General features: G+C 66.9%; 26 protein-coding genes. 8 read left to right on the forward strand and 18 right to left on the reverse strand.

Features of this window, described 5'->3' with window-relative positions:
- Positions 1-114 precede the first annotated feature (114 nt).
- A complete protein-coding gene (locus tag WFK36_RS10240; RefSeq protein WP_336791549.1) occupies positions 115-2,169 on the forward strand; it encodes a neutral/alkaline non-lysosomal ceramidase N-terminal domain-containing protein in 2,055 nt (684 codons plus the stop codon).
- Here the strand turns inward: WFK36_RS10240 and WFK36_RS10245 are convergent.
- The 6 genes from WFK36_RS10245 to WFK36_RS10270 all read right to left on the reverse strand — a co-directional run bounded on the left by WFK36_RS10245 (position 2,162) and on the right by WFK36_RS10270 (position 8,696).
- A complete protein-coding gene (locus WFK36_RS10245) occupies positions 2,162-2,800 on the reverse strand; it encodes a response regulator transcription factor (protein WP_336791550.1) in 639 nt (212 codons plus the stop codon). The two genes, WFK36_RS10240 and WFK36_RS10245, sit on opposite strands and share 8 nt — an antisense overlap.
- A 22-nt stretch (positions 2,801-2,822) precedes the next feature.
- Positions 2,823-4,091 carry a sensor histidine kinase gene (locus tag WFK36_RS10250; RefSeq protein WP_336791551.1) on the reverse strand — a complete coding sequence of 423 codons (1,269 nt, stop codon included), beginning with the start codon at positions 4,089-4,091 and terminating at the stop codon, positions 2,823-2,825.
- A gap of 140 nt (positions 4,092-4,231) precedes the next feature.
- On the reverse strand, positions 4,232-6,514 hold the full coding sequence (locus tag WFK36_RS10255; RefSeq protein ID WP_336791552.1) for a polyribonucleotide nucleotidyltransferase: 2,283 nt from the start codon (positions 6,512-6,514) through the stop codon (positions 4,232-4,234).
- A 347-nt stretch (positions 6,515-6,861) separates the two neighbouring features.
- Complete coding sequence (gene rpsO, locus WFK36_RS10260) at positions 6,862-7,131, reverse strand: 30S ribosomal protein S15 (protein ID WP_008382178.1); 270 nt, start codon at positions 7,129-7,131, stop codon at positions 6,862-6,864.
- Positions 7,132-7,232: 101 nt separating this feature from the next.
- The gene (locus tag WFK36_RS10265; protein ID WP_336791553.1) at positions 7,233-7,730 is read right to left on the reverse strand and encodes a hypothetical protein; all 498 of its coding nucleotides are present in this window, start codon (positions 7,728-7,730) and stop codon (positions 7,233-7,235) included.
- Positions 7,731-7,733: 3 nt separating this feature from the next.
- Positions 7,734-8,696: a bifunctional riboflavin kinase/FAD synthetase gene (locus WFK36_RS10270; RefSeq protein ID WP_075051951.1), complete on the reverse strand. Its 963-nt coding sequence runs from the start codon at positions 8,694-8,696 to the stop codon at positions 7,734-7,736.
- 60 nt (positions 8,697-8,756) lie between these two features.
- On the opposite strand from WFK36_RS10270, the gene WFK36_RS10275 reads away from it, so the two are divergent.
- Together WFK36_RS10275 and WFK36_RS10280 are read left to right on the forward strand one after the other, a co-directional pair.
- The gene (locus WFK36_RS10275; RefSeq protein WP_008382182.1) at positions 8,757-9,440 is read left to right on the forward strand and encodes a metal-dependent transcriptional regulator; all 684 of its coding nucleotides are present in this window, start codon (positions 8,757-8,759) and stop codon (positions 9,438-9,440) included.
- Between the two features lie 120 nt (positions 9,441-9,560).
- On the forward strand, positions 9,561-11,000 hold the full coding sequence (locus WFK36_RS10280) for a carboxylesterase/lipase family protein (RefSeq protein WP_336791554.1): 1,440 nt from the start codon (positions 9,561-9,563) through the stop codon (positions 10,998-11,000).
- Between the two features lie 4 nt (positions 11,001-11,004).
- Here WFK36_RS10280 and truB read toward each other — a convergent pair whose 3' ends face one another.
- The 3 genes from truB to WFK36_RS10295 are packed head-to-tail and all read right to left on the reverse strand — an operon-like array spanning position 11,005 to position 13,542.
- Positions 11,005-11,904 carry a tRNA pseudouridine(55) synthase TruB gene (gene truB, locus WFK36_RS10285; protein ID WP_008382152.1) on the reverse strand — a complete coding sequence of 300 codons (900 nt, stop codon included), beginning with the start codon at positions 11,902-11,904 and terminating at the stop codon, positions 11,005-11,007.
- Positions 11,904-12,569, reverse strand: coding sequence for a 4'-phosphopantetheinyl transferase family protein (locus WFK36_RS10290; protein WP_336791555.1), 666 nt, complete (start codon positions 12,567-12,569; stop codon positions 11,904-11,906). The genes truB and WFK36_RS10290 overlap by 1 nt, the downstream gene beginning before the upstream one ends.
- Before the next feature lie 19 nt (positions 12,570-12,588).
- Positions 12,589-13,542 (reverse strand): metallophosphoesterase family protein, encoded by a 954-nt coding sequence (locus WFK36_RS10295; protein ID WP_336791556.1) that lies wholly within the window; start codon positions 13,540-13,542, stop codon positions 12,589-12,591.
- 129 nt (positions 13,543-13,671) lie between these two features.
- Between WFK36_RS10295 and WFK36_RS10300 the strand changes: the two genes are divergently transcribed.
- A complete protein-coding gene (locus WFK36_RS10300; protein ID WP_336791557.1) occupies positions 13,672-14,001 on the forward strand; it encodes a GNAT family N-acetyltransferase in 330 nt (109 codons plus the stop codon).
- Positions 14,001-14,585: a hypothetical protein gene (locus WFK36_RS10305; RefSeq protein WP_336791558.1), complete on the forward strand. Its 585-nt coding sequence runs from the start codon at positions 14,001-14,003 to the stop codon at positions 14,583-14,585. The genes WFK36_RS10300 and WFK36_RS10305 overlap by 1 nt, the downstream gene beginning before the upstream one ends.
- Here WFK36_RS10305 and WFK36_RS10310 read toward each other — a convergent pair.
- Positions 14,524-14,883, reverse strand: coding sequence for a DoxX family protein (locus tag WFK36_RS10310; RefSeq protein WP_336791559.1), 360 nt, complete (start codon positions 14,881-14,883; stop codon positions 14,524-14,526). The genes WFK36_RS10305 and WFK36_RS10310 overlap by 62 nt on opposite strands.
- Positions 14,883-15,491 carry a TetR/AcrR family transcriptional regulator gene (locus tag WFK36_RS10315; RefSeq protein WP_336791560.1) on the reverse strand — a complete coding sequence of 203 codons (609 nt, stop codon included), beginning with the start codon at positions 15,489-15,491 and terminating at the stop codon, positions 14,883-14,885. Before WFK36_RS10315 ends, WFK36_RS10310 begins: the two co-directional genes overlap by 1 nt.
- A 52-nt stretch (positions 15,492-15,543) precedes the next feature.
- On the opposite strand from WFK36_RS10315, the gene WFK36_RS10320 reads away from it, so the two are divergent.
- The gene (locus tag WFK36_RS10320) at positions 15,544-16,179 is read left to right on the forward strand and encodes a hypothetical protein (protein ID WP_336791561.1); all 636 of its coding nucleotides are present in this window, start codon (positions 15,544-15,546) and stop codon (positions 16,177-16,179) included.
- An 11-nt stretch (positions 16,180-16,190) separates the two neighbouring features.
- Here WFK36_RS10320 and WFK36_RS10325 read toward each other — a convergent pair whose 3' ends face one another.
- The 7 genes from WFK36_RS10325 to rimP form a co-directional block, all read right to left on the reverse strand.
- Positions 16,191-17,465, reverse strand: a complete 1,275-nt coding sequence (locus WFK36_RS10325) for an MATE family efflux transporter (RefSeq protein ID WP_336791562.1) — start codon at positions 17,463-17,465, stop codon at positions 16,191-16,193.
- A gap of 6 nt (positions 17,466-17,471) precedes the next feature.
- Complete coding sequence (locus WFK36_RS10330; RefSeq protein WP_336791563.1) at positions 17,472-18,428, reverse strand: DHH family phosphoesterase; 957 nt, start codon at positions 18,426-18,428, stop codon at positions 17,472-17,474.
- The gene (gene rbfA, locus WFK36_RS10335; protein ID WP_008382165.1) at positions 18,425-18,874 is read right to left on the reverse strand and encodes a 30S ribosome-binding factor RbfA; all 450 of its coding nucleotides are present in this window, start codon (positions 18,872-18,874) and stop codon (positions 18,425-18,427) included. Before rbfA ends, WFK36_RS10330 begins: the two co-directional genes overlap by 4 nt.
- Entirely contained in the window at positions 18,874-21,720 is a 2,847-nt protein-coding gene (gene infB / locus WFK36_RS10340) for a translation initiation factor IF-2 (protein WP_336791564.1), read from the reverse strand. The genes rbfA and infB overlap by 1 nt, the downstream gene beginning before the upstream one ends.
- Before the next feature lie 103 nt (positions 21,721-21,823).
- On the reverse strand, positions 21,824-22,141 hold the full coding sequence (locus WFK36_RS10345; RefSeq protein WP_336791565.1) for a YlxR family protein: 318 nt from the start codon (positions 22,139-22,141) through the stop codon (positions 21,824-21,826).
- A gap of 3 nt (positions 22,142-22,144) precedes the next feature.
- Positions 22,145-23,233, reverse strand: coding sequence for a transcription termination factor NusA (nusA, locus tag WFK36_RS10350; RefSeq protein ID WP_336791566.1), 1,089 nt, complete (start codon positions 23,231-23,233; stop codon positions 22,145-22,147).
- 49 nt (positions 23,234-23,282) lie between these two features.
- Positions 23,283-23,834 (reverse strand): ribosome maturation factor RimP, encoded by a 552-nt coding sequence (rimP, locus tag WFK36_RS10355; RefSeq protein ID WP_336791567.1) that lies wholly within the window; start codon positions 23,832-23,834, stop codon positions 23,283-23,285.
- 127 nt (positions 23,835-23,961) lie between these two features.
- On the opposite strand from rimP, the gene WFK36_RS10360 reads away from it, so the two are divergent.
- The gene (locus WFK36_RS10360) at positions 23,962-24,447 is read left to right on the forward strand and encodes a hypothetical protein (RefSeq protein ID WP_336791568.1); all 486 of its coding nucleotides are present in this window, start codon (positions 23,962-23,964) and stop codon (positions 24,445-24,447) included.
- A complete protein-coding gene (locus WFK36_RS10365) occupies positions 24,444-24,869 on the forward strand; it encodes a ferritin-like domain-containing protein (RefSeq protein WP_008382114.1) in 426 nt (141 codons plus the stop codon). The genes WFK36_RS10360 and WFK36_RS10365 overlap by 4 nt, the downstream gene beginning before the upstream one ends.
- Positions 24,870-24,884: the final 15 nt, after the last annotated feature.

The raw sequence follows: 24,884 nt of genomic DNA on the forward strand, positions 1-24,884 counted from the left end.
AGTCTAGAAGCACGTACTCGGCCACATCCGACGAGGATTCTTGATCGATCGATCGAATGAGGCTAGGGTCACAGAATCGCTTGACTAGTACGCGTTTCACTTTCGAGGAGACTCATGTCTGACATCTCTCGCCGCTCACTCCTGCAGGCAGCCGCCGTCGGTGCGACCGCGACCGCCGCAGCAGCCACGATCGGCGGAGTCGCCGTCAGCCAGGCCGGGCCGGCAGCCGCTGCCACCGGATACCTCGTCGGCGCGGGCAAGGGCGACATGACCGGCGCCATCGCGGGCCAGGGAATGATGGGCTACTCCGACGCCGAGCAGGTGGCGAAAGGCCTACTCGGTCGGACCTGGGCACGCGCCTACGTCATCGCCGACGCGGCCACCGGCAAGCGTGTCCTGTTCATCACCGCCGACATCGCATGCATCTTCACCTCGCACCACAACCTCCTGCTCGCCGAACTCGCCAAGCGTTACGGCGACACGTACAACGTGCACAACGTGAACATCAACGCGACGCACAACCACAACTCGTGCGGCGGCACGTCGTGGGATTACGCATACGTGCTGGCGGCGATGGGTCACCGCAGCAATTCCTTGAAGGCCGAACTCGCCGGCTTGCTCGACGCCGTCGACGAAGCTCACCGCAGCCTCGGCCCCGGAACCGTCGAACTCGGCCATGACGAGCTGCACAACGCCAGCGCGAACCGGTCGATGCCTGCGTTCAAGCTCAACGCCGCAGAGGACCGTCGCCACTTCCCGGAGAACATCGACCCGCAGGTGACCGCGCTCCGGCTCCGGCGCGGCGGTCAGACCATCGGTGAGATCACCTGGTTCGCCACCCACGGCACGTCGCTGACCGACAACAACTTCCAGATCGGCCCCGACAACAAGGGTTACGCGTCGTACCTCGCCGAACAGCGCAACGCAGGTGTTGTCGCAGCTCACGCGCAGACCAACGCAGGCGACATGACACCGAACCTGTGGCTGCGGAAGATGAACCCGGGCGGGCCCACCGAGGACCATCGCACCAACCGCGTGCTCATCGGCCGCCGCCAGGACGACGCGGGCCAGCGCGCCCTGTCCGGTGCCCGCGCGATGTCGAAGGGCGGCGTCGACACTGCGACCCGCTATCTCAACCTCGACGACCTGCACATCTCGGGTCACTACACCCCCAACGGCAAGTCGACCCGCACGTCGCCCGCCATCATGGGCATGGCCGCGGCCGCGACGAGCATGGAGGACAACAACCGCAGCCAGCTCGCGATCCTGCACGAGGGCATGCGCAACGAGCTCGCAATGGCACTCGGCGCAGGCAAGACACCCACTCCCGCGCAGTGGATGCTCGACGTCCAGGCGCCGAAAGCCGACCTCTTTCCGCTCGGTCTGCTTCCGCCTCGCTCGTGGATCGAGCAGCGCCTGCCGATCCAGTTGATCCGCATCGGCGACCTCGCGCTCGCGGCGATGCCCTCGGAGACGACGATCGTCGCAGGTCTGCGCATTCGCCGCCTCGTCGCCGATGCTCTCGGTATGCCGTTGGAGAACGTCCTTCTCCAGGGCTACTCGAACGGCTACAGCCAGTACACGGTGACGCCTGAGGAGTACTTGGCCCAGCAGTACGAGGGCGGCGAGAGCCTGTTCGGCCGGTGGACGCTGTGCGCGTACATGCAGGAGTTCCATTCGATGGCGCGCTCGATGGCGCGAGGCAGCCGCAAGCCTGCGGGTGCCCGCCCGGCGAACCGTGACGATCTGCAGCCCGATCTCCTCGGCGGTCAACCCGCGGACACACCGATGCCCGGCCGCAAGTTCGGGCAGGTCGTGTCGAAGGTCCCGTCGTCGGCGAAGGTCGGGACGACGGTCTCCGCAAGCTTCTGCGGGGCGTTCCCGTCCAACAAGATCCGCCGCGGCAAAGGCACCAAGGGCTATTTCGCCGTGGAGCGCTTCACCGGCACCGCGTGGACGGTCGCTTTCGACGACGACCACGAGTCGACGGAGATGACCTGGGTCCGACCCGGCGGAAGTGCGTCGGCGTCCAAGGTGACCGTGTCCTGGCACGTGCCGCGCAACACTCCCGCAGGCGACTACCGCATCCGGTACTACGGCGACGTGAAGTCTGCGTCGGGCGGCCTTCGCGAGATCACCGGCACCACGGGTCGCATCAAGGTCAGCTGACCCGTCCCAGATACAGGAGGATCGCGCGCACGCGACGATTCTCCGTCTCGGGAGGCAGATCGAGTTTGGCGAAGATGTTCGCCACATGCTTGGAGACCGCGGCGTCAGACACGACGAGCGACGCCGCAATCTCCGAGTTGCTCGCACCACGAGCCATGAGTTCGAGCACTTCGGATTCACGGGGCGTGAGCCGGTCGAGCGCCGCCGTGGCGAACATGGATGCGACCACCTCCGGATCGACGACCACACCGCCCGCGATCACCGTGTCGACGGCACGCAGGAAGTCCGCGACGCGCCCGACCCGCTCTTTGAGCAGGTAGCCGACCGCTCCCCCGGGTTCGGCGAGCATCGTCCTGGCATACGCTGCGGCGACGTACTGCGACACCACCAGCACCGGCAGTCCGGGTCGGCCTTGCCGAAGCTCAAGCGCTGCGCGCAAGCCGTCGTCACCCGACCCCGGGGGCATGCGCACGTCGGTGATCACCAGGTCGACGTCGCTCACGTCCGCGAGACGCAGTGCGTCGGCATTGTCGACTACGGCGACCACATCGTGGCCTGCACGTTCCAGGATGCGTTGAATACCTTCGGCCAGCAGGATCGAGTCCTCGGCCAGGACGATGCGTTGTGTCACCGTCCGATTGTCCCCGACGCCGTCAGGACGACGACGGGCCGCACCAGTGAAGGACGGTGGGGCCGCCTGTCGGGCTGTCGACGGTGAGAGCGGCTCCAACTGCCTCCGCCCGCTCGACGAGGCCGGCGAGCCCGCTGCCTGCCGAGACGTCCGCACCACCCGCGCCGTCGTCTGTGACGGTCATGGTGACCGTGTCCGCACCGGCGAGGTGAATGGTCACCGTCGACGCCGCCGCGTGCTTGACGGCATTCGTCACCGCTTCGCTAGCCGTGTAGTAGAGCGCCCGCTCCACGGGGCCCGACAGTCGTCGGCCCGGCGTCCATCCGTCGCCCACGCTCACGTGAACGACCACCGGGCCGCCGAGCTCCGCGCACGCCGCCTCGACACCGTGGTCTTCGAGAACCTGCGGATGGATGTCCCGCACCGTGTCCCGCAGAGACGAGAGCGCACGCTCGACGCGCGCCTGAACTGCTTCGACGTCGGTACGGACGGTCGGGTCGTCGTTCATCTGGGCGATCTCTCCCAACTGCATCGCCGCGCCCACCAACTCCTGCTGCGGGCCATCGTGGAGATCCCGCTCGATACGGCGCCGCTCCACCTCGAAAGAGTCGACGAGCACACCACGAGACGACTCCAGCGCTTCGACACGGGCGGCGAGCTCCTCCTGGCGGGGGCCGAGCAGGGCGATCGCGATCGACGCCGTCGCTGCGGCGACACCGGCCCACAGATACAGCGTGATGATCAGGAGCGGGATCGCGATCGGGACAAGCATCCAGGCTTCGGCCGTGCTTTCCACCGTCCAGAACCCGAGTTCGATGGGCATGTCCTGAACGACGAACATCGGCGCGAGGGCGAACATGCCGAGCACAACACCTTCGAGAACGAGGACGAGTGTCAGCACAGGAGTCACCGCGGCCAGCACGAGCGTGTAGACCACCTCGCGCCACGTCGACGCCTCACCGAGTCGGACTCCGATCCGCATCCCGAGGCCACCGTCCACCGGTCGGTGCGGGTCGCCGATCTCGGGCAGCCCGAGCAGTCTCACGCGCTGGCGTTCGATCTTGCCGAGCAGATTCGCCCATGCGGGAACAAACGGCAGCAGCACGATCGCGATGTAGACGAGGATCGTCAGCCAGCCGAGGATCAGCGTGACGCCGGTGTACGTCGCCGCGCGCCACGGCGCGGCGGACAGGAGGTACGTGAGCGGCGATTGCCGCATGCGCTGCCACGGGGCTCCGGGCGACGGTTCGTCCGCGGAGTGGACGGTTCGGTTCATATCGGTGATTGCCATGCCTTGAACGCTATTGACCTGCACAGATGGAGTCACGGGCCTGGTGTGGACAGTTCATGGTAGAGCCAGCACCACCCTCACAGACGGCTCCGGCCCGCGACACGGTGGGTGTCGCGGGCCGGAGCCGTCAGTCCGAGGGATCAGGCGTCAGCCTTCTCCTCCGCCTTCTTGTCGTCTGCCTTGTCCGCGTCGTTGTTGACGGGGATGAGGCTGATCTTGCCGCGCTCGTCGATGTCGGCGATCTCCACCTGGAGCTTGTCACCGACCTTGACGACGTCTTCGACCTTGCCGATGCGCTTGCCGTTGCCCAGCTTGCTGATGTGGACGAGACCGTCGCGGCCCGGCAGCAGCGAGACGAATGCGCCGAAGGCGGCCGTCTTGACGACGGTGCCGAGGAAGCGCTCGCCAACCTTCGGCAGCTGCGGGTTGGCGATGGCGTTGACCTTGTCGATCGCCGCCTGAGCGGACAGGCCGTCGGCTGCGCCGATGAACACGGTGCCGTCGTCCTCGATCGAGATGTTGGCGCCGGTCTCTTCGGTGATGCCGTTGATCGTCTTGCCCTTGGGGCCGATCAGCTCGCCGATCTTGTCCATCGGGATCTTGACGGTGGTGATCCGCGGAGCGTACGGGCTCATCTCGTCGGGCTCGTCGATGGCCTCGGCGAGGACGTCGAGGATGGTGAGGCGGGCCTGCTTGGCCTGGCTCAGCGCACCGGCGAGAACCTTCGAGGGGATGCCGTCGAGCTTGGTGTCGAGCTGGAGGGCCGTCACGAAGTCCTTGGTGCCTGCGACCTTGAAGTCCATGTCGCCGAATGCGTCCTCGGCGCCGAGGATGTCGGTGAGGGCGACGTAGCGGGTCTCGGTCTTGCCATCGATGGTGACCTCGTCGGAGACCAGGCCCATCGCGATGCCTGCGACCGGAGCCTTCAGCGGCACACCGGCGTTGAGCAGCGAGATGGTCGCAGCACAGACCGAACCCATCGACGTCGAACCGTTGGAGCCGAGAGCCTCGGACACCTGGCGAATCGCGTACGGGAACTCCTCGACGCTCGGGAGCACCGGCACGATGGCGCGCTCAGCGAGTGCGCCGTGGCCGATCTCGCGACGCTTCGGCGAGCCGACACGACCGGTCTCACCGGTCGAGTACGGCGGGAAGTTGTAGTGATGCATGTAGCGCTTGCTGGTCTCGGGGCCGAGTGAGTCGACCTGCTGAGCCATCTTGACCATGTCGAGGGTGGTGACACCCATGATCTGGGTCTCGCCGCGCTCGAACAGTGCGCTGCCGTGTGCGCGCGGGATGATCCCGATCTCGGCCGACAGCTCACGGATGTCGGTGATGCCACGGCCGTCGATGCGGAAGTGGTCGGTCAGGATGCGTTGGCGGACGAGCTTCTTGGTCAGCGAGCGGTAGGCTGCGCCGATCTGGCCTTCGCGACCCTCGAAACGCTCGCCGAGTTCGGCGAGGACGTCTGCCTTGAGTGCGTCGGTCGCGTTGTCGCGTTCCTGCTTGCCGGAGATCGCGAGGGCGTCGCCGAGGCGTGCCGATGCGAACTCGGAGACTGCCGCGAAGACGTCGTCGGCGTAGGCCGGGAACAGCGGGAAGTCGCGGGTCTCCTTGGCGGCTGCCGCGGCCAGCTGCTTCTGCGCCTCGCACAGAGCGGCGATGAAGGGCTTCGCGGCCTCGAGGCCTTCTGCGACGACGGTCTCGCTCGGCGCCTGCGCGCCGCCTGCGATGAGTTCGAGGACGTTCTCGGTGGCCTCGGCTTCGACCATCATGATCGCGACGTCGGCGGATGCGCCTTCACCGGCGACGATGCGGCCTGCGACGACCATGTCGAACACGGCGCCTTCGAGCTGCTCGACGGTCGGGAACGCGACCCACTGGCCCGCCTTGTTCTCGTCGGTCGGGATGAGTGCGACGCGGACGCCGCCGACGGGACCGGAGAACGGCAGGCCGGCGATTTGCGTCGACGCGGAAGCAGCGTTGATCGCCACGACGTCGTACAGGTCGTTCGGGTCGAGCGAGAGGATGGTCTCGACGACCTGGATCTCGTTGCGGAGTCCGTCGACGAACGACGGGCGCAACGGACGGTCGATGAGACGGCAGGTGAGGATCGCGTCGGTCGACGGGCGGCCTTCGCGGCGGAAGAACGATCCGGGGATGCGTCCCGCGGCGTACATGCGCTCTTCGACGTCGACGGTCAGCGGGAAGAAGTCGAAATGGTCCTTCGGCGACTTCGAGGCGGTGGTCGTCGAGAGGATCATGGTGCCCTCGTCGAGGTACGCGACGACCGAGCCTGCGGCCTGCAGTGCGAGGCGGCCGGTCTCGAAGCGGATCGTGCGGGTGCCGAACGATCCGTTGTCGATGACAGCGGAGACTTCGGTGATCGAATCGTCGAAGTCGTCGTTGATGACATCAGTCATGAAGTGGATTTTCCTTTGTTTGTGCCGTCGCGATCCACGCGCGGCGAATATGCAGGTGCAGACCCTCCAGCGGCGGGCGCCGTGGCGGGTCTACCGAGATGAGAGTGGGAACGGCCCTACGGTCGTGAACAGCGCACCTCGCGCTGTGAGTAGACGGCCTTCGATCGAAGCGGCCGGATGTGCCCTTGCACTTCCGACAGCCACTACCGAGGACCGATCTGACGTGTCACGACCATTCGTGCGTACCGCACCTTCATCGCACGGACATTCTAGCATTCACCCTGCAAAAACACTTCGAGGCCGCAACCCGTGCGGGTTGCGGCCTCGAAGGCGAAATCACGGCTACGTCAGCGACGCATGCCCAGACGCTCGATCAGCGAGCGGTAGCGGTTGATGTCCACGCCGGCCAAGTACTTCAGCAGGCGACGACGACGACCGACGAGCAGGAGCAGACCACGACGGCTGTGGTGATCGTGCTTGTGCTGCTTGAGGTGCTCGGTGAGATCCTTGATTCGCTTGGTCAGCATCGCGACCTGAGCCTCCGGCGAACCGGTGTCGGTCGGGTGCACGCCGTACTCAGCGAGGATGGCCTTCTTCTCTTCAGTGGTCAATGCCATGAGAGTCTCCTTGATTTCCAGTCCGTGCTCCAGACTTCCCCACCAGGGAAAGGGTGCGCCGCCACGGACCGCAGCCGACACCAGCGGTGTACGTTACCAGGTCACACCTGTTGTGAAGAATCCGATCGGGCGGCGGCACCGCTGACAGAGACGACCGCACTGCAGATCAGAGCAACGACGCTCGCAGCCATCCCGGCGTACAGCCCCCACGCGGCCGATGAATCGACAAACACATTCACGCCGATCCGAGCTTCGCTCTCACGCAATACCGAGTCAGGGTCGAGCCACGACCTCAGCAGCACGACGAAGCCCACCAGCGCAGAAACTGCGCCGATGACGCCCAGAGTGCGACGACAGTAGAACGCCCCCACAGCGAACGCCAGACAAACGGCGACTCCGGTCACGAGCACGGCCCAACCAGCCGGATGAGTCGTGATCAGTTCGTCGCGGTGGACGTAGAAGACACCGAGACCACGCGGTTCGAGCGCCATGTTCGGGGGCCCGTACCACCGCGCCGTGCTCGCGATGATCAGCATGCACCCTGCGGCGACGCCGAGGACTGCTGCAAGCGTGCCGGCGGCTCCGCCGCGGCGTTCCATCTGTCAGTCTTCGGCCGACAGAATCGTTCGCGTGCGGTCGACATCGTCGGCGATCGCGGCGATGAGGGCGTCGATGCCGTCGTACGACTCCATGCCGCGCAGACGACTGACGAAGTCGACGGCGACGTGTTGTCCGTAGAGGTCGGCGTCGACGTCGAGGACGTACGCCTCGACTGTGCGGTTCCGTCCAGAGAACGTCGGGTTGGTTCCGACCGACACCGATGCCGCGTAGCGCTCGCCCACACGGATGTCGTCCGCTTCCTTGTCGCCGAGGACCGTGAACCATGCGGCGTAGACCCCGTCGCCGGGGATGGCGGCATGCTCGGGCGGAGCGACGTTGGCGGTCGGGTATCCGAGGTCGCGGCCGCGGCGCTCACCGTGGACGACGACGCCCTCGACCCGATGCGGGCGGCCGAGCGCTTCTGCGGCCAGCTCGACGTCGCCCGATGCGACGCACGAACGGATGTAGGTGGACGAGTACGTCACTGCGTGCTCACCGAACAGCGACACCGCGGTGACCTCGAATCCGAACCGCTGGCCGAGTTCGCGGAGCTTCGGGACATCGCCGAGCGCCTTGTGGCCGAACGTGAAGTTGTCGCCGACGATCACCTCTGCGGCATGCAACTGCTCGACGAGGACCTCGTGGACGAACTCCTCGGGCGACTGCGCCGCCAACGTCGGGGTGAACGGGATGACGCAGAAGACGTCGATCCCCATCTCCTCCGCGAGGTCCGCACGGCGTCGCAGCGTCGACAGTTGCGGCGGGTGGCTGCCTGGTCGCACCACTTCGGACGGATGCGGGTCGAACGTCATGAGAACGGCGGGCACTCCGCGCTCCGCCGCCGCACGCGTCGCCGCGTTCACCAATTGGGCGTGCCCACGGTGAATACCGTCGAACACGCCGATGGTCACCACACAGCGACCCCATCCGGCAGGTACCTCGTCCAAACCTCGCCAACGCAACACGGGTCTAAGAGTACGACTCGCGCGCGCTATCGGCAGTGCCCGGTGGGTAAGGTTTGGTTCATGCCCGACTCTCGACCGGTCGACGAACTCTCGTCAGTGACCCAGGACTACCTGAAAGTGATCTGGACGTCGCAGGAGTGGTCCGACACCAAGGTGACGACAAAACTGCTGGCCGAGAAGCTGAGCGTGTCCCCGTCCACCGCGTCGGAAGGCATCCGCAAGCTCGCCGATCAGGGCCTTGTGGACCATGCCCCGTATGGTGCGGTGACTCTGACCGACAGCGGCCGTGAGGCCGCAGTCGGCATGGTCCGCCGACATCGACTCCTCGAGACCTTCCTTGTCCGCGAACTCGGGTACGGCTGGGACGAGGTGCACACCGACGCCGAAGTCCTCGAACACGCCGTCTCCGAGCTTCTCCTCCAACGCATCGACGCGAAACTCGGCCATCCCAAGCGCGACCCTCATGGCGACCCGATTCCGGATGCCAACGGAACGGTGCCCTCGTCGGCGTCACTCCAACTCGCCGACCTCGACGTGGACGACGTCGGCACGATCACCCGCATCTCCGACTCCGACCCCGAGATGCTCCGGTACTTCGAAGAGATCGGCATCAGCCTCGACTGTCGAGTGCGGATCACCGAGAAGCGAGCCTTCGCAGGCACGGTGACCGTGTGTGTCGACGACGGCACACCGATCCACCTCGGTGACATCGCCGCCCGCGCGATCTTCCTCGACCGCGCCTGACCCACTCCCAAACTCAGTACTCACAGCGACATCCGAGGGAAGACAGTCCTCGACCGGCGTTCTGGGGACTGAGTTTGGGGAACCCACCTCACCGAGCCCGAAGCGGATAGGGTGCAGGATGTGACCTCTGCCTCAATCGAGCATCCCGTCGTCGAGACCGTGTCCGGCCCCGTCCGCGGCCGATTCGTCCCCACGAGCAACGGTTCGACCGTCGCCGCGTTCCTCGGAATCCCCTACGCCGCAGCACCTGTCGGCGATCTCGCAGTCGCCGCACCGCAGCCTCCCACTGCTTGGACGGCGCTTCGCGACGCCGGTGAGTACGGGCCCGCGGCACCGCAGGTCGGGTATCCGGAGCCGATCGGATCGATCCTGGAGAACGTCATCGCGCCCGGCGACGACTACCTGAACGTCAACGTGTGGACACCCGACACCGACGCGCACGACCTTCCGGTTCTCGTGTGGATCCACGGTGGAGCCTTCACTCGCGGAGCGAATCGGGTCGGCATCTACTCCGGCGACTCCTTCGCCCGCGACGGCGTGGTGTTCGTCGGAATCAACTACCGCCTCGGGGCGCCCGGCTTCGCGTCTGTCGAAGGTGCACCGGAGAACCGTGGACTGCTCGATCAGATCGCCGCCCTCGAATGGGTGCGCGACAATGTCGCCGCGTTCGGCGGCGACCCGTCGCAAGTCACCATCGTCGGTGAATCCGCAGGCGCGATGAGCGTCGCGTCGCTCCTGGCGTCACCGCGCGCCACGGGACTGTTCCAGCGGGCCGTGATGGAGAGCGGCAACGGCGTGGCGGCCGCGACGATCCCCGACGCTCGCAAGGTCAGCGCCAGAATCAGCGAAATCCTCGGCGTGGAACCGACTGCTGCGGGCTGGGCATCCGTGTCGTCCGAGGACCTGCTTGCGGCCCAGACCCAGATGGCCCTCGAACTGTCGATGAACCCCGATGCATCCGTGTGGGGCGAGTCGGTCATCGCTGCAGGCCAAGGCATCATGAGCTTGTTCCCGGTGATCGACGGTGACGTACTGCCTGCCCACCCTGTTGCATCGATCGCCGACGGCGCAGGTGCCGGAGTGCCGCTGCTCGCGGGCTGGAACGCCGACGAGTTCCACTTCTTCCTGGCGCCGACCGGTCTGGTCGCCGCGGTCGACGAGGCCGGTGCCGCCGGGTTCCTGGCACGTGCCGGACTCGACACGGCGCGGTTCACCGAACTCGTCGCGAGCGGCGTCACTCCGGGTGACGCTCTGTGCGCCGAACTGACACGGACGGGGTTCTCCGACCCGACGATCAACATCGCCGACGCCCGAGGAGACACTCACACGTTCCTGTACGAGTTCGGCCGCCACAGCCCGGTCGCAGGCATCCGCGCCGGACACGCCGTCGAGATCCCCTACGTCTTCGATCACCTCGATGACGCTCACCGCTTGGTCGGCGACTCCCCCGACCAAGCACTCGCGACCCGAATGCACGCCGTCTGGACGGCATTCGTCATGTCCGGTGACCCGGGGTGGGAACCTCACGTCGCAGGAGCGCAGCCGCATCTGTTCGCGTGAGGGATCAGCGGAGGGTCGCGGGGCGCACGACCATGACCGAGCTCGCTCGTCGACCCTTCTCCTGGACCAGCGCGATCGCCTGCCCGGACGGATCGACGACGGTGTAGACGCCTTTCATCCCGACAGGCTCCAGCCAGCGGCCCTGGCTGATCGACTCCGCATCGTCGTCGCTGATCTCGCGCAGCGGGAAACACAGCTTCGCCGCATCATCGATCCCGAGCGACAGTCCGGGAGCCTCCGTCACCGCATCCATCGTCCGCGCGTGATCCAGAGTGAACGGCCCGACGGCCGTGCGGCGGAGCGCAGTCAAGTGACCGCCGACGCCCAGGCCGGCGCCGAGATCCCGCGCGAGGGAACGGATGTAGGTTCCTGACGAGCAGTCGACGTCGACGTCGACATCGACGAACGCACCGTCGCGGCGGATGTCGAGGATGTCGAATCTCGACACCGTGACGGGTCGGGCGTCGAGCTCGAACTCCTCGCCCGTGCGCATGAGGACGTGAGCGCGTCGGCCGTCGACCTTGATGGCACTGACCTTGGCGGGGATCTGCAGGATGTCGCCGGTCAACGCGGCGACGCCGGCCACGATCTGCTCATCGGTGACGCCGCTCGCATCCGACGATTCGAGGACGTCGCCCTCGGCGTCGTCAGTGTTCGTGCTCTGACCGAGTCGGATGGTCGCAGCGTACGACTTCGTCGTCAGCGACAGCAGGCCGAGAAGCTTGGTGGCGCGCTCGACGCCGATCACGAGGACCCCGGTCGCCATCGGGTCGAGGGTCCCCGCATGCCCGACCTTGCGTGTCTGAAACGCCTTGCGGGTCTTGGCGACGACGTCGTGGCTGGTCATTCCGGCAGCCTTGTCGACGATGAGCAGCCCCGCGTTGTCGATGCTGGAATCTGCCATCAGGTGAGCGCAATCGTCGTGAGGATCAGACCGTCCGTGACGGCCCACCGACCGGGCATCGTCAGCAGCGGGTCGCCCCCGTCGATGGTGGCGCCGTCGATCAAGATGGTGGACGTGAACGTGCCGCTCAGTCCGTCGGCGTCGGTGTCCCTGGTGAACGTGATGTGAGCGTCCTCGAAGCCGAGCCAACGGTGAGTGATCGGGAACCACGCCTTATATGTCGCCTCTTTGGCGCAGAACAGCAGGCGATCCCAGTGCAGGTCGTCGTCTCGGGTGGCGAGGACGTCGCGCTCAGCCTGTACCGAGGTATGGCTGAGGACGCCGTCCGGCAGCGCCAGGTGCGGTTCGGCGTCGATGCCGAGCGAGCGGACCTGCATCGTGTAGGCGGCGACGGCGGCGCGATAGCCGTCGCAGTGCGTCATGCTGCCAACCACCTGATTCGGCCACAGCGGCATCCCGCGTTCGCCGCGCAGGATCGGAACCGGGTCGTATCCGAGCTGGCCGAGGGCTTGACGGGCGAGGTGCCGCGCGGTGATGAACTCGCGACGACGCTTCTCCACCGCCTGCGAGATGAGGCTCTCTTCGGCGGGCATGGCTGTCAGTCCGGGTGGGTCGCCGAATGTTTCGGCGGCGCCCACGCCGGACGGCACGAGTCGCGAGATCATGTGTTCGATTTTGCCATGCTCATGTGTCGCGCTTGGCGCGCCGCTCCTCGATGCGTTTGCGGAACTCGGCCGCCTTCTCCTCGTAGTCCGGCGGCAGGTCGAAGCGCGCACCGTGCTCGGGCAGCGCGTCGGGTGTGATGCCGCCGTCCGGCACGATCGGACGCAGCAGCGGATGCGGCAGACCGCGTCGCTTCCATTCCCGTGGGTAGCCGACAGACACCTCCTCGAACCGGACACCGTCGTACCAGGTGGTCCGCGGGATGTGCAGGTGACCGTAGACGCTGCAGACAGCGTTGAACCTGGTGTGCCAGTCGGCGGTCAGCTCACTGCCGCACCACAATGCGAACTCCGGGTACATCAACGCGTCGCACGGCTCGCGTCGGAGCGGCCAATGGTTGATCAGCACGGTCTTCTCACTCGGATCGATCGCCTCCAACCGTGTCCGCGTGGCGTCGATCCGGGCTCGACCCCACGCGTCGCGGGTTCCGAACGGTTCCGGCGACAACAGGAACTCGTCGGTCGCGACGACGTTCCGCTCCCGTGCGACCGCCAGCGCCTGCAAGGTGGTCGCTGTGCCTTCGGGGCGGAACGTGTAGTCGTACAGAAGGAACATCGGGACGACCCGCACAGGGTCCGAGCCGTCTCCCGGGTCGAACAGCGGATAGATGTCCTCCGGGGTGATCACACCGAGGTCGCGGCAGGCCTGAACCAGGTAGTCGTATCGGGCGACGCCGAAGATCTGCAGCGGATCCTTCGCCGTCGTGTAGAGCTCGTGGTTTCCGGGGACCCACACGACCTTGGCGAAACGTGCCGCAAGACGGCGCAGCGTGTCGACGATGTCGTCGGTGCGCTCGGCGACGTCGCCTGCGACGATCAGCCAGTCCCCGGGATCTGTGGGCCTGATCTGGTCCAGGATCTGCTCGTTGCCGCGGTGCGAGACGTGCAGATCGCTGATCGCCCAGAGAGTCGCCATGCGTTCATCGTCGCACGCGTCGATTCACGGCTGATCACCGCCGCACAACACCTTCCGAGGCATTCGTCGACTGCCTGGGTTCATTTCCGGATCGGACGCGCGGCGCGATGAGAGGACTACCGTGGAGCCATGACGCAGCCCACCCCGGTTCCGCCGCCGACAGTGGAACTCGATCCGTCCCCGCTCCTCCGACACAACCCGGACCGGGACCGCTACGAGATGTGGTCGGGCGACGAGTTGATCGGATTAGCCGGCTATGAAATGACCGCAGGGGGCGACATCGTCATCCTCCACACGGTGGTGACCGAGAAGTTCGGACGAGCCGGCTTCGCTCGCCTCCTCACCGTCCAACTGCTCGACGCCCTCGAAGCCGAGGGCCGGCAAGTGGTCCCGGTCTGCACGTATGTGCAGAAGTTCGTGGAAAGATTCCCGCAATACCAGCACATGATCCTGGCCTGATGCGGCCGACGGACTCGCGGCTGCGCGCTGTGATCGCCGTGGTCGCCCTCGCGGTGTCGAGTGCTGTGCCGGTAGCAGTGTTCACGTTCGCCGATCAGATCCCCAATGCTGCCGCACTCGTCGGCTTGATCGTCAACGCTGTGGTGTACAGCGCGGTGCTCTTCACGATTGCCCCAGCTGGAAGAGCCGCATCCGCGGCGAGCACTGCAATGGCGGCGACCGTGATTCCAGTCGCGTCCCTGCCTCTGGTCCCAGACGCGACCTTATTCATCGTCGGCTGGCCATTCGCGTACGTCCTCGCATGGTCGATCGCGAGGCGAGCCGGTATCGGTCTCTTCGGCGTGATCACCGCGACCATCGTGGTCGTCTACGGGTGCGTGATGTTGATGATCTATTTCGCGATGCCCGGCCCCGCCTCCGAGCACCTGGTGAACCACGCGTCCGGCGCCATCCGAATCGGCTGGGTGATCATCGCCGCCGCCAATGGCGCACTCTGGCTCGAGGAAGTGGTCCGGGAACGGATCACCAGACGAACGACCACACCAGCACCCCGAGAGACAGCGCCAGCATTCCCAAGCAGTTGATCCAGAAGGTGACACCGACGAAGCCCGCCCGGATGTGAGCGATGGACGCGGCCACGAAGTACGCGACCACGCCTGCCGTCGCCGCGACTCCAACGCCGTCATGCCAGACTCCGACGATCAGGCCCGCGGTGGCGAGCGCCTTGATGTAGACGAGCGCCCATCCCCATTCGAGGGGGAAGCCGACACCCGCGTAGCAGTCACGGATGAAAGCCGGTGGTCGGATCGACATGAGCGCGTCCCCGCCGATGACAACGGCGAGCAGCAGAACGGGCCAGACGGGATCGGGTGTTGCGAACATCAGGACTCCTCGGGTTGCGTATCTGCGACGGTCGAGCGGATGAGCACGGCAGCGACGGACTCGAGGTCGGCGCGGATGGCGACGGCGTCGCTGTCGACGACGGCGGACGTCATCACCAGCCCGAGATAGGCCAGGTAAACCGCCCGGGCGGCGGTTCCGGCGTCTGGTCCGAGGCCCGCGTCGGCGAACACCGCCTCGAAGTCGTTCTGCAGCGCGACGGCGAGGGCGCCGAACACCTCGGTCGACTGCGAACCCCGGGCCAGCACAGCTCCGTACTCCCGAGCCAAATGGAGGTCGGCGTCGAAGATGTCGAGGAACGGTTGCACGACGTCGCCGATCCGAGTGACCGGGTCACCACCGGGAGACACTTCTCCCCTCGCCTCGTGCACGGCACCGATCCATCCGTCGAATGCGGCGAGCAGCAGCGAGTCCTTATCCCCCACGCTCATCACCGTCCCGACACTGACTCCCGCGTCTTCGGCGATCCGGCGGATCGTCGTCGCCCCGAACCCGACTTCGACGAACAGCCTCTGCGCCGAGGCGATGACTCGTTCTCGAGTCGCAGACTTCTGCTCCGCCCTCGTTGACTGAACCCGTTCATTGAACATGTTCATTACGGTACCCGCGGCGGAGGATCCAGTCCAGCGATACGTTCGTTCCATGACCACGTTCACCGACCGGCTCGTCGCGCTGCTCCCTGCCGGAATCGTCCTTCCACAGCCGATCCTCACCACATTCGACTGGCTCGCCGACAACGGACATGTCGACGAAGCGACTGACCATCTGCATGCCCGCCTCGTTCCGGTCGGCATCGACTCGCTGAGCGAGGTCGCCGTCGACGTCGATCCCGACTTCATGACGTACTGGCACGACGACGAGTCCAAACGCGACCGGGTGATCCCGCTGTTCCGCACGGGCGGCGACGGTTCGCACGCAGGTTTGTGGGTCGATGACGATGGCCGCAGTCGATTCGTCCATCTGGGGTCCGGGTCCGGTTCGACGTGGTCCGGAGTGATCACCGACGACGCCGTCGATTTCCTCCGATTCCTCGCGATCGGCTACGACGAACCCTGCTGGCCCGAGGCGCACGCGCTGACGCCGGAAGAGGTCTACGCCGCCGAAGCGGACGACGACGATCCTCCGTTCACCGCCCCGACCGCGTTCCAGACGTTTCTCAGGACAGCGTTCGCGGTGGACATCCCTGATCGAGGCGTCGACATCGTCACCACCGCCGCAGACATGGACGACGACGACCCGACGGACCCATTTCTGATCTGGCTCGCCGATCGCGACTGACCTGTAGCAGATCAGCGGACCCAGGCGCCTGAACGGACACGCCAGACGACGGCGCCGAGCCGGGTGATCATGAACAGCAGCAGACCGGACCAGATGCCGGCCAGGCCCCAGTCGAACACGAGTGACAGCCAGATCATCGGCAGGAATGCGCCGAGCGCACCCGCGAGGGTGGCCGTGCGGAGAAACGCCGCGTCGCCGCTGCCGAGGAGCACACCGTCGAGCGCGAAGACGACACCGGCGATCGGAAGCATGGCCACGAAGAACCACCACGGTGTGGTGATCGCGTCGAGGACTCCCTGATCGGACGTGAAGATGCGCGGGAGTAGTCCTGCCCCGAGCGCCAGACCTGCGGCCACGGCAACAGACACCGCGGCAGACACCTTCGTGACGTGGGTCGACGTCTTCCGAGCGTCGTCGAACAGCTTGGCTCCGAGCGCTGCGCCGACGAGTTGTTGAGCGGCGATGGCGAGCGAATCCAGCAGCAGGGCGGTGAACTCCCACAACTGCAGCACCACTTGATGCGCCGCCACCTGGGCCACGCCGAATCGCGCGGCGACAGCGGCAGCAGACACGAAACAGACCTGGAACGAAAGACTGCGCAGGATGAGATCGCGACCCATTGTGAGTTGCGCGCGGATGACGCCGCCTACCGGTGCCAACCGCCCCGACGCCTCACGGACCAATCGCCACGCGAAGAGTGCGCCGGTGATCGACTCGCCGACCAGGTTGGCGATCGCGCTGCCTTCCAATCCGAGTCGCGGAAGGCCGAACAGTCCATGAACGAGCCCGACGCAGAGCACGGCGCCGACGGACAGCCCGGCCACCACGTAGACCACTGGTCGCCGGGTGTCTTGCACGCCGCGCATCCACCCGTTGCCCGCCATCGACACGAGGATCAGCGGTACTCCGAACACGGCAATGCGAAGCCATCGCGCAGCGTCGGACGCCACGACGTCGTCGGGCACGAGGACGCCGGTGACCCACGGCGCGACCACCCAGGCGACGGCGACGATCAGCGCGCCGACACCGAGCGCGATCCATGTGGCCTGCACCCCCTCGTCGACGGCCCGCTCTCGGTGACCCGCGCCGAACGCACGGGCCGACCGAGCGGTGGTCCCGTACGACAGAAATGTCAATTGCGTGGAGATCACTCCGAGAACCAGCGTCGACACCGCGAGCGACGCCAGCTCGTGAGCGCCGAGCCGTCCGACGACGGCGAGGTCGAGCATGAGATACAACGGCGGCGCCACGAGGACGACCAATGCCGACGCGGCGAGCTTGAGCATGAACGACTACAGAAGTGCGCGCAGCCGGGCGACGACCTCGTCGGCCGTCCCGGTGTCGGAGTAGCCGGACGCACGAGTGTGTCCGCCCCCGCCGAGCGCCCGCGCGATCGGCACCAGGTCGACGGCGCCCTTACTCCGCAGCGACACCGTCCACGATCCCTCTGTCGCCTCCTTGAAGACGGCTGCGACTTCGGCTTCGCGAGCGGTGCGCACGATGTCGATCACGCTCTCCGACTCGTCCCAGCTCATGTCCGCCATCGCGTCGGCGTTGACACATCCGTAGACGAGTCCACGTCCATCGCATGCCGTCTCATCGAGCACAGACGAACCGAGCACCTGGGAGACCATCTGCAGCCACGCATACGGATGGGAGTCGAGCAGCACCCGGCTCCACTTGCCTCCGTCGACACCCGCCTTCAGCAGTCGCGCCGCCACTTCGAACGACGCGGGGCGAGCCCACTTGAACGATCCGGTATCGGTGACCAGACCCGCGTAGAGACATGTCGCGATGTCGGCGGTCAGCTCGACGCCGAGTTCGTCGAGCACCTGGAGGACCAGCACGGCGGTGCAATCGGATTCGGCGTCGATGAAGTCGAGATCGCCGAAACCGGGATTCGACACGTGGTGATCGATGCAGACGGTGGTGTCGGCCGCAGCGAACACAGCCTCGTAGTCCCCCAGCCGACTCGGCGTCGCAGCGTCGACGGCCACCGCCACCTCACCGGCGGACGGCATCGTCAACGACTGGACCAACTCGACGCCCGGAAGCTCCAGGAGGGTGCTCGGCAACGGCTCGGGACCGGAGAACCCGCACCGCACGGCGATGCCGAGCGATGCGAGTCCGAGTCCCAGTCCGAGGGCGCTGCCGATGGTGTCGGGATCGGGCCGGACGTGACTGATGATCACGACCGAATCCGCGTCCCGCAGGGCGGACGCGACCGCTGAGGCAGACGCCCGGTTCACGACTCCCCAGACGACTCATCGTCGTGCTTGTACGGGTCCGACTCTCCTGCGGGCTTCGCGTCCTGCGCAGCTCGAGCGACGAGCTCGTCCTGAGCACGAGCGCGAGCAAGCAGTTCGTCCATGGCCCGCGTCGCATCCGGCACGGTGTCGAGCTCGAACCGGAGGGTCGGTGTGAACCGCACCCCGGTCCCCGCGCCCACTTTGGAGCGCAGGGAGCCGGTGGCTGCGGCCAGGCCGGCCTGTGCCTCGGCGATGTCGGGCTCTGCGTCGACCGACGCTCCCATCACCGTGTAGAACACCGTGGCGTCGTGCAGATCGCCGGTCACCCGGCAATCCGTGATCGTCACGTGCGCCAGCCGGGGATCCTTGATCTCCGAGCCGATAGCGGAAGCCACGATGGTGGTGATCCGCTTGGCGAGCCGTGCGGCTCGTGCATGATCGACCATCAGTCGCGCGCCTTCTCCACCATCTCGTAGGTCTCGATGATGTCGCCGACCTTGATGTCGCTGTAGGTGATCGTCAGACCGCACTCGAAGCCTTCGCGGACCTCGGTGACGTCGTCCTTCTCACGTCGCAACGACGAGATCGTGGCAGTTTCGGCGATGACCGTGTTGTCGCGCAGCAGACGAGCCTTGGCGTTGCGGCGGACCACACCCGACTGGACCATGCAGCCTGCGATGTTGCCGACCTTGGACGACTTGAAGATCGCGCGGATCTCGGTGCGTCCCAGTTCGACCTCTTCGTAGACAGGCTTGAGCATGCCCTTGAGCGCTGCTTCGATCTCCTCGATGGCCCGGTAGATGACCGAGTAGTAGCGGATCTCGACGCCTTCGCGGTTCGCCAGCTCCGTCGCCTTGCCTTCGGCACGGACGTTGAAGCCGATGATGATCGCGTCCGAAGCCGCCGCCAGGTTGACGTTGGTCTCGGTGACGCCGCCGACGCCGCGGTCGATGACACGCAACGACACCTCGTCGTCGATCTCGATGCCCAGCAGGGCCTCCTCGAGCGCCTCCACAGTGCCCGAGTTGTCGCCCTTGAGGATCAAGTTCAGCTGACTGGTCTCCTTGAGGGCCGAATCCAGGTCCTCGAGGCTGATGCGCTTACGGCTTCGTGCAGCGAGCGCATTGCGCTTGCGTGCATTACGACGGTCCGCGATCTGACGTGCCGTGCGGTCTTCGTCGACCACGAGCAGGTTGTCGCCTGCACCCGGCACCGACGTGAAGCCGATGACCTGGACGGGACGCGACGGGTACGCCGCGGTGACGTCGTCGCCGTGCTCGTCGACCATGCGACGGACACGACCGTAGGCGTCGCCCGCGACGATCGAGTCGCCGACGCGGAGCGTTCCGCGCTGGATGAGCACCGTTGCCACCGGGCCGCGACCGCGGTCCAAGTGAGCTTCGATGGCCACACCCTGTGCGTCCATGTCCGGGTTCGCGCGCAGATCGAGAGACGCGTCCGCGGTGAGCAGGACGGCTTCGAGCAGTGCGTCGATGTTCTCGCCCTGCTTGGCCGAGATGTCGACGAACATTGCGTCGCCGCCGTACTCCTCGGGCACCAGACCGTACTCGGTGAGCTGACCGCGGATCTTGGCCGGGTCGGCGCCTTCCTTGTCGATCTTGTTGACCGCGACGACGATCGGCACACCGGCCGCCTGCGCGTGGTTCACAGCCTCCACCGTCTGCGGCATGACGCCGTCGTCGGCCGCGACCACGAGGATCGCGATGTCGGTGGCCTTCGCACCACGGGCACGCATAGCGGTGAACGCCTCGTGACCCGGGGTGTCGATGAACGTGATCAGGCGATCTTCGTCGTTCAGGTGAGTGTTCACCTGGTACGCACCGATGTGCTGGGTGATGCCGCCGGCTTCGCCGCCGCCGACATTCGCCTTGCGGATCGTGTCGAGCAGGCGGGTCTTGCCGTGGTCGACGTGACCCATGACGGTGACCACCGGCGGACGCTGCTGGAGATCGTCCTCGTCGCCTTCGTCTTCGCCGTAGGTGAGATCGAACTTCTGCAGAAGCTCGCGGTCTTCGTCCTCGGGGCTGACGACCTGAACCGTGTAGTTCATCTCGCCGCCGAGCAGCTCCAGCGTCTCGTCGTTGACCGACTCGGTCGCCGTGACCATCTCACCGAGGTTGAACAGTGCCTGGACCAGCGATGCCGGGTTGGCGTTGATCTTCTCGGCGAAGTCGGACAGCGATGCGCCGCGGGCGAGGCGGATGACCTCGCCGTTGCCGTGAGGCAGACGGACGCCGCCGACCTCGGGAGCGCGCATCGAATCGTATTCTTGCCGCTTCTGACGCTTCGACTTGCGTCCACGACGCGGAGCGCCACCGGGACGACCGAAGGCGCCTGCTGCGCCGCCGCGTCCACGGTTGCCGCCGCCACCGCCACCGGGACGACCGCGGAAGCCGCCCGCAGGTGCGCCACCGGCACCGGGAGCACCGCCGCCGCCTGGGCCGCCGCGGTAGCCGCCGCCACCGCCGCCGCCGGGACGTCCACCCGGACCGCCACGGCCACCGGGCCGCGCGTCAGGACGGGCCGCACGCTGCGGCATCGCACCGGGCGACGGGCGAGGAGGCATGTTGCCGGGGTTGGGACGGGGACCGCCTGCACCGGCCGGAGGACGAGGACCGCCCTGGCCGGGTGCGGGACGTCCGCCTGCAGCGCCGGGACGGCCGCCACCTGGACGGGGACCTGCCTGGCCCGGACCCGGGCGAGGTCCGCCCTGGGGACGAGGCGCGGGAGCGGGCGCCGACGAGAACGGGTTGTTGCCGACACGCGGTGCACGCGGACCGGGGCGCGGACCCGGGCGGGGTCCGGCCGGCTTCGGGCCCGGAGCAGCTGACGCTGCGGGGGCCGACGGTGTCGGAGCAGCCGCGGCAGGCGCCTGCGGAGCTTCGGGCTTCGGTGCCGGTGCGGCGGGAGCCGCCGGAGTCGGCGCGGGGCCCGGACGAGGTCCGGGTGTCGCCGGACGCGGCGACGGAGCCGCCGGTGCGGGTGCTGCTGCTGCGGGTGCCGCGGGCTTCGGCACACCGGGCTTGGGGCCGGGGACGCCCGGCTTCGCGGGGCTCGGCTTCGCAGCCGAGGGCTTGGGGGACGCCTTGGGGGCGTCGCCTCCGGCGGATCCGCCGGAGAAGGATTCACGCAGTCGACGAGCCACGGGGGCTTCCACTGTCGACGATGCGGATTTGACGAACTCGCCTTGTTCCTTCAGACGCTCCAGCACTGTCTTGCTGGGAACGCCGAGTTCCTTGGCCAGTTCGTGAACGCGGGCCTTGCCTGCCACTGCTCTCCTCACTTGGAGGTCGAGCGGGCTTCCCGCTGCGACCTCGATTTATTCGGTCAACGTGCTCATCGTGGAGACTTCACGGTGTGCTCATGGTTCTCTGCTACCTGTCCTGATCCCGCGTGGGATCTGTTGGCGTGATCTCGTCGATCAGATCGGCGAGGTCCTGCGGGTTCACGGTGAGACCGCGATCCCGTAGCGCCGGACCGAAGGCTCGTCGCCGCATCGCGGCCGAAACACAGTCGGCGGTGCGATGCAGCCAGGCGCCACGTCCCGGCAGACTCCTCGTGGTGTCGATCACCACGGTGCTCGGTTCACCGGGCGCTCGCCGAGCGACAACACGCACCAGTTCGGGAGCGTTGTCGCGACGGCGGCATCCGATGCACGTACGGACCGGCGCGGTCGACGTTCGAGGAGCCACAGGTCAGTCTAGCTCATCGGACGGGCCGGACGTCACCGCATTGTCGTGCGCCGCGTCAGGTGTGACGTCCCCCTCAGTGCTCTCCGGAGTCTCACGAGGCCCGCCGTCGCCGGTGTCGGAGCGGATGTCGATGCGCCACCCGGTCAGACGTGCAGCCAGGCGCGCGTTCTGCCCCTCCTTGCCGATTGCGAGCGACAGTTGATAGTCGGGCACGATGACTCGCGCGGCATTGGTCTCGGCGTCGATGACGGTGACCGACAGCACCTTCGCCGGCGACAGCGCGTTGCCGACGAAGACCGCGGGATCGGATGCGAAGTCGATGATGTCGATCTTCTCGCCGGACAGCTCGCTCATCACGTTGCGAACCCGCTGGCCCATCGGGCCGATGCACGCGCCCTTCGCGTTGAGCCCGTTGACGCCGGTGTGGACGGCGATCTTCGAGCGGTGGCCTGCCTCGCGCGCGACCGCGACGATCTCGACCGAGCCGTCGGCGATCTCCGGCACCTCGAGCGCGAAGAGCTTGCGGACGAGGTTCGGGTGGGTGCGCGACAGGGTGATCTGCGGTCCGCGCATTCCGCGCGTCACTCCGACGACGTAGCACTTGATGCGGTCGCCGTGCTTGTACTGCTCCCCCGGAACCTGCTCGACAGGCGGAATGATGCCCTCGGTGGCATTGGCGTCCGACCCGATCTGGACGACGATGATGCCCTTGGCGTTGAGCCGGGCGTCGGCCTGGACCACGCCGCCGACGACTTCGCCTTCGTGGGCCGCGAGCTCGCCGTAGTTCTTCTCGTTCTCGGCGTCGCGGAGACGCTGCAGGATCACCTGACGGGCTGTCGTGGCGGCGATGCGGCCGAATCCTTCAGGAGTGTCGTCCCATTCGTGAACGACGACGCCTGCTTCGTCGACCTCCTGCGCCATCACCCGGACGGCGCCGCTCTTGCGGTCGACGTCGATCCTGGCGTTCGGCGCGAAGCCGTCGGTGTGCCGGTAGGCGGTGAGCAGCGCCGATTCGATGGCGGTGACGACGGTGTCGATGGACACGCCCTTGTCGGCTTCGATCAGGCGGAGAGCACTGATATCGATGTGCATGGCGACTCCTATTCGCTTGTCGGGTTGAGTTGTCTGTTCAGTTCTGTGTTCAGTCGTCTGTGCGTTCGCGCCGCCGCGCGATCTCGGCGTCGTCGAGGCCGCAGGCCCGCAACTCCGCTTCACCTGGCCGGCGGAAGTCGACGTCGACCACAGCGCGCGTGACCGTGTCGAGGACCACGTCGACCGTCGAGAGGCGACCCTTGTCCGCTTTGACGAGTGTCACCACTCCCTCGGCGATCGGTCCGATCCGCCCCACGACGTCGTTGTCGACTCCATCGACCGTGTACGCGACTTTCACGGTCCGGCCGGTCGAGCGCCGCCAGTGGCGTTCCGCGGTGAGCGGTCGCCCGACGCCCGGCGTGGTGAGCTCGAGGTCGTACGGCTGTTCGCCCATCACCCCGGACGCTTCCAGCGCCTCGTCGACGGCTCGGCTCAGCTCGGCGATCGCGTCGAGACTCGCTCCACCGTCTCGGTCGACGACGATGCGAACGTCACGTCGTCCCGGCGGAGTCAGCAGTGCGACCTCTTCGAGGTCGTACCCTGCATCGGTGAGAACCGGTTCGACGACCGTTCCGATCAACTCGGTCTTGTCGCCGCTCATCGTGCCCTCACCTCGTGACTTTCCTGATCCGCGCCCCGTTCCGACGGTCCACTCTACGTGGCCGAGAACGCACCGTTCGGGGCCTGCTGAGTGTAGTCGATTCGACGGACTGGCAGAATTCGACAACGTGACTGCCCTATCCCCGTACCCCGGTCCATCCCGCCGAGCAGTCCTACGCGGAGCGGCTGCGGTCCCCCTCGTCGTTGTCGCCGGCGTATCGGTGACAGCATGTGGCCCGACAGTCGACGAGCAGCGAGACACCGCCGAGATGCTGGTCCAGCATGCGCAGGCGGCGGTTCGTGAGCAGAAGGCCGCTCAGTCGCTCGGCCCGCGGGTCACCGAATACACAGCAGCGCTGGCGGTGGTCGCGGCGCAGCGAGGCGAACACGCACAGGCGTTGCGTGACGAAGTGAACAGACTTCACTCCTCGTCGGCGGCACGGATCGACGACGCGGGACCCGCCATCACCACGATCGACGCCCTGCGTTCGGCGATCACCGCGTCCACCAAGTCGGCCGCGACCTCGGCGGTCGCCGCCGAGGGGTTCGTCGCGGGATTGCTCGCATCCACCTCGGCCGCGTGCCGCACTCTCACGGAGGTCCAGCTCGCATGACCCAGGTCGACGCACTCTCCACTGCGGCCGACGCCGAGAACACCGCGATCTTCGTGTACGGTCTCGCCACCGCATTCGCAACGGGCGACGACCGAGCCGCCGTGGGCACGTACATCGCCGCGCACCGGGTTCGCCGCGACGCGCTGAACAATGCGCTGGTCACGGCGGGGTCGAACGAACGAGTACCCGCGGCCGGCTACACACTGCCGTTCGACGTGACCGACGGCGCCACTGCCGGAAAGGCCATCCTGCAGGCGGAGAACACGTGCGCGCAGGCCTATCGCGCCCTCGTTGAACAAGCATCAGACACCGCGGCCCGCAGGCTCGGAGTCGACGGCCTCACCGATTCCGCACTGCGCATCGCACACTGGAGGGCGTCGCAGGGCGTCTCTCCGACGACGGTTCCCTTCCCCGGCGCGTAACGTTCCCCGATCCGC

The sequence above is a fragment of the Gordonia malaquae genome (assembly GCF_037148075.1).
GTDB lineage: Bacteria > Actinomycetota > Actinomycetes > Mycobacteriales > Mycobacteriaceae > Gordonia > Gordonia malaquae.

What these genes read in the sequence shown, in the direction of transcription:
- WFK36_RS10315 (WP_336791560.1), bottom strand. Translation starts at nt 15,491, where the DNA reads ATGTTCAATGAACGGGTTCAGTCAACGAGGGCGGAGCAGAAGTCTGCG.
- nusA (WP_336791566.1), bottom strand. Translation starts at nt 23,233, where the DNA reads ATGCACATCGATATCAGTGCTCTCCGCCTGATCGAAGCCGACAAGGGC.
- WFK36_RS10320 (WP_336791561.1), top strand. Translation starts at nt 15,544, where the DNA reads ATGACCACGTTCACCGACCGGCTCGTCGCGCTGCTCCCTGCCGGAATC.
- WFK36_RS10240 (WP_336791549.1), top strand. Translation starts at nt 115, where the DNA reads ATGTCTGACATCTCTCGCCGCTCACTCCTGCAGGCAGCCGCCGTCGGT.
- WFK36_RS10295 (WP_336791556.1), bottom strand. Translation starts at nt 13,542, where the DNA reads ATGGCGACTCTCTGGGCGATCAGCGATCTGCACGTCTCGCACCGCGGC.
- WFK36_RS10250 (WP_336791551.1), bottom strand. Translation starts at nt 4,091, where the DNA reads ATGGCAATCACCGATATGAACCGAACCGTCCACTCCGCGGACGAACCG.
- WFK36_RS10365 (WP_008382114.1), top strand. Translation starts at nt 24,444, where the DNA reads ATGACCCAGGTCGACGCACTCTCCACTGCGGCCGACGCCGAGAACACC.
- WFK36_RS10325 (WP_336791562.1), bottom strand. Translation starts at nt 17,465, where the DNA reads ATGCTCAAGCTCGCCGCGTCGGCATTGGTCGTCCTCGTGGCGCCGCCG.
- WFK36_RS10265 (WP_336791553.1), bottom strand. Translation starts at nt 7,730, where the DNA reads ATGGAACGCCGCGGCGGAGCCGCCGGCACGCTTGCAGCAGTCCTCGGC.
- rimP (WP_336791567.1), bottom strand. Translation starts at nt 23,834, where the DNA reads ATGAGCGGCGACAAGACCGAGTTGATCGGAACGGTCGTCGAACCGGTT.
- WFK36_RS10305 (WP_336791558.1), top strand. Translation starts at nt 14,001, where the DNA reads ATGCGGCCGACGGACTCGCGGCTGCGCGCTGTGATCGCCGTGGTCGCC.
- WFK36_RS10275 (WP_008382182.1), top strand. Translation starts at nt 8,757, where the DNA reads ATGCCCGACTCTCGACCGGTCGACGAACTCTCGTCAGTGACCCAGGAC.
- WFK36_RS10255 (WP_336791552.1), bottom strand. Translation starts at nt 6,514, where the DNA reads ATGACTGATGTCATCAACGACGACTTCGACGATTCGATCACCGAAGTC.
- rbfA (WP_008382165.1), bottom strand. Translation starts at nt 18,874, where the DNA reads ATGGTCGATCATGCACGAGCCGCACGGCTCGCCAAGCGGATCACCACC.
- WFK36_RS10310 (WP_336791559.1), bottom strand. Translation starts at nt 14,883, where the DNA reads ATGTTCGCAACACCCGATCCCGTCTGGCCCGTTCTGCTGCTCGCCGTT.
- rpsO (WP_008382178.1), bottom strand. Translation starts at nt 7,131, where the DNA reads ATGGCATTGACCACTGAAGAGAAGAAGGCCATCCTCGCTGAGTACGGC.
- truB (WP_008382152.1), bottom strand. Translation starts at nt 11,904, where the DNA reads ATGGCAGATTCCAGCATCGACAACGCGGGGCTGCTCATCGTCGACAAG.
- WFK36_RS10300 (WP_336791557.1), top strand. Translation starts at nt 13,672, where the DNA reads ATGACGCAGCCCACCCCGGTTCCGCCGCCGACAGTGGAACTCGATCCG.
- WFK36_RS10290 (WP_336791555.1), bottom strand. Translation starts at nt 12,569, where the DNA reads ATGATCTCGCGACTCGTGCCGTCCGGCGTGGGCGCCGCCGAAACATTC.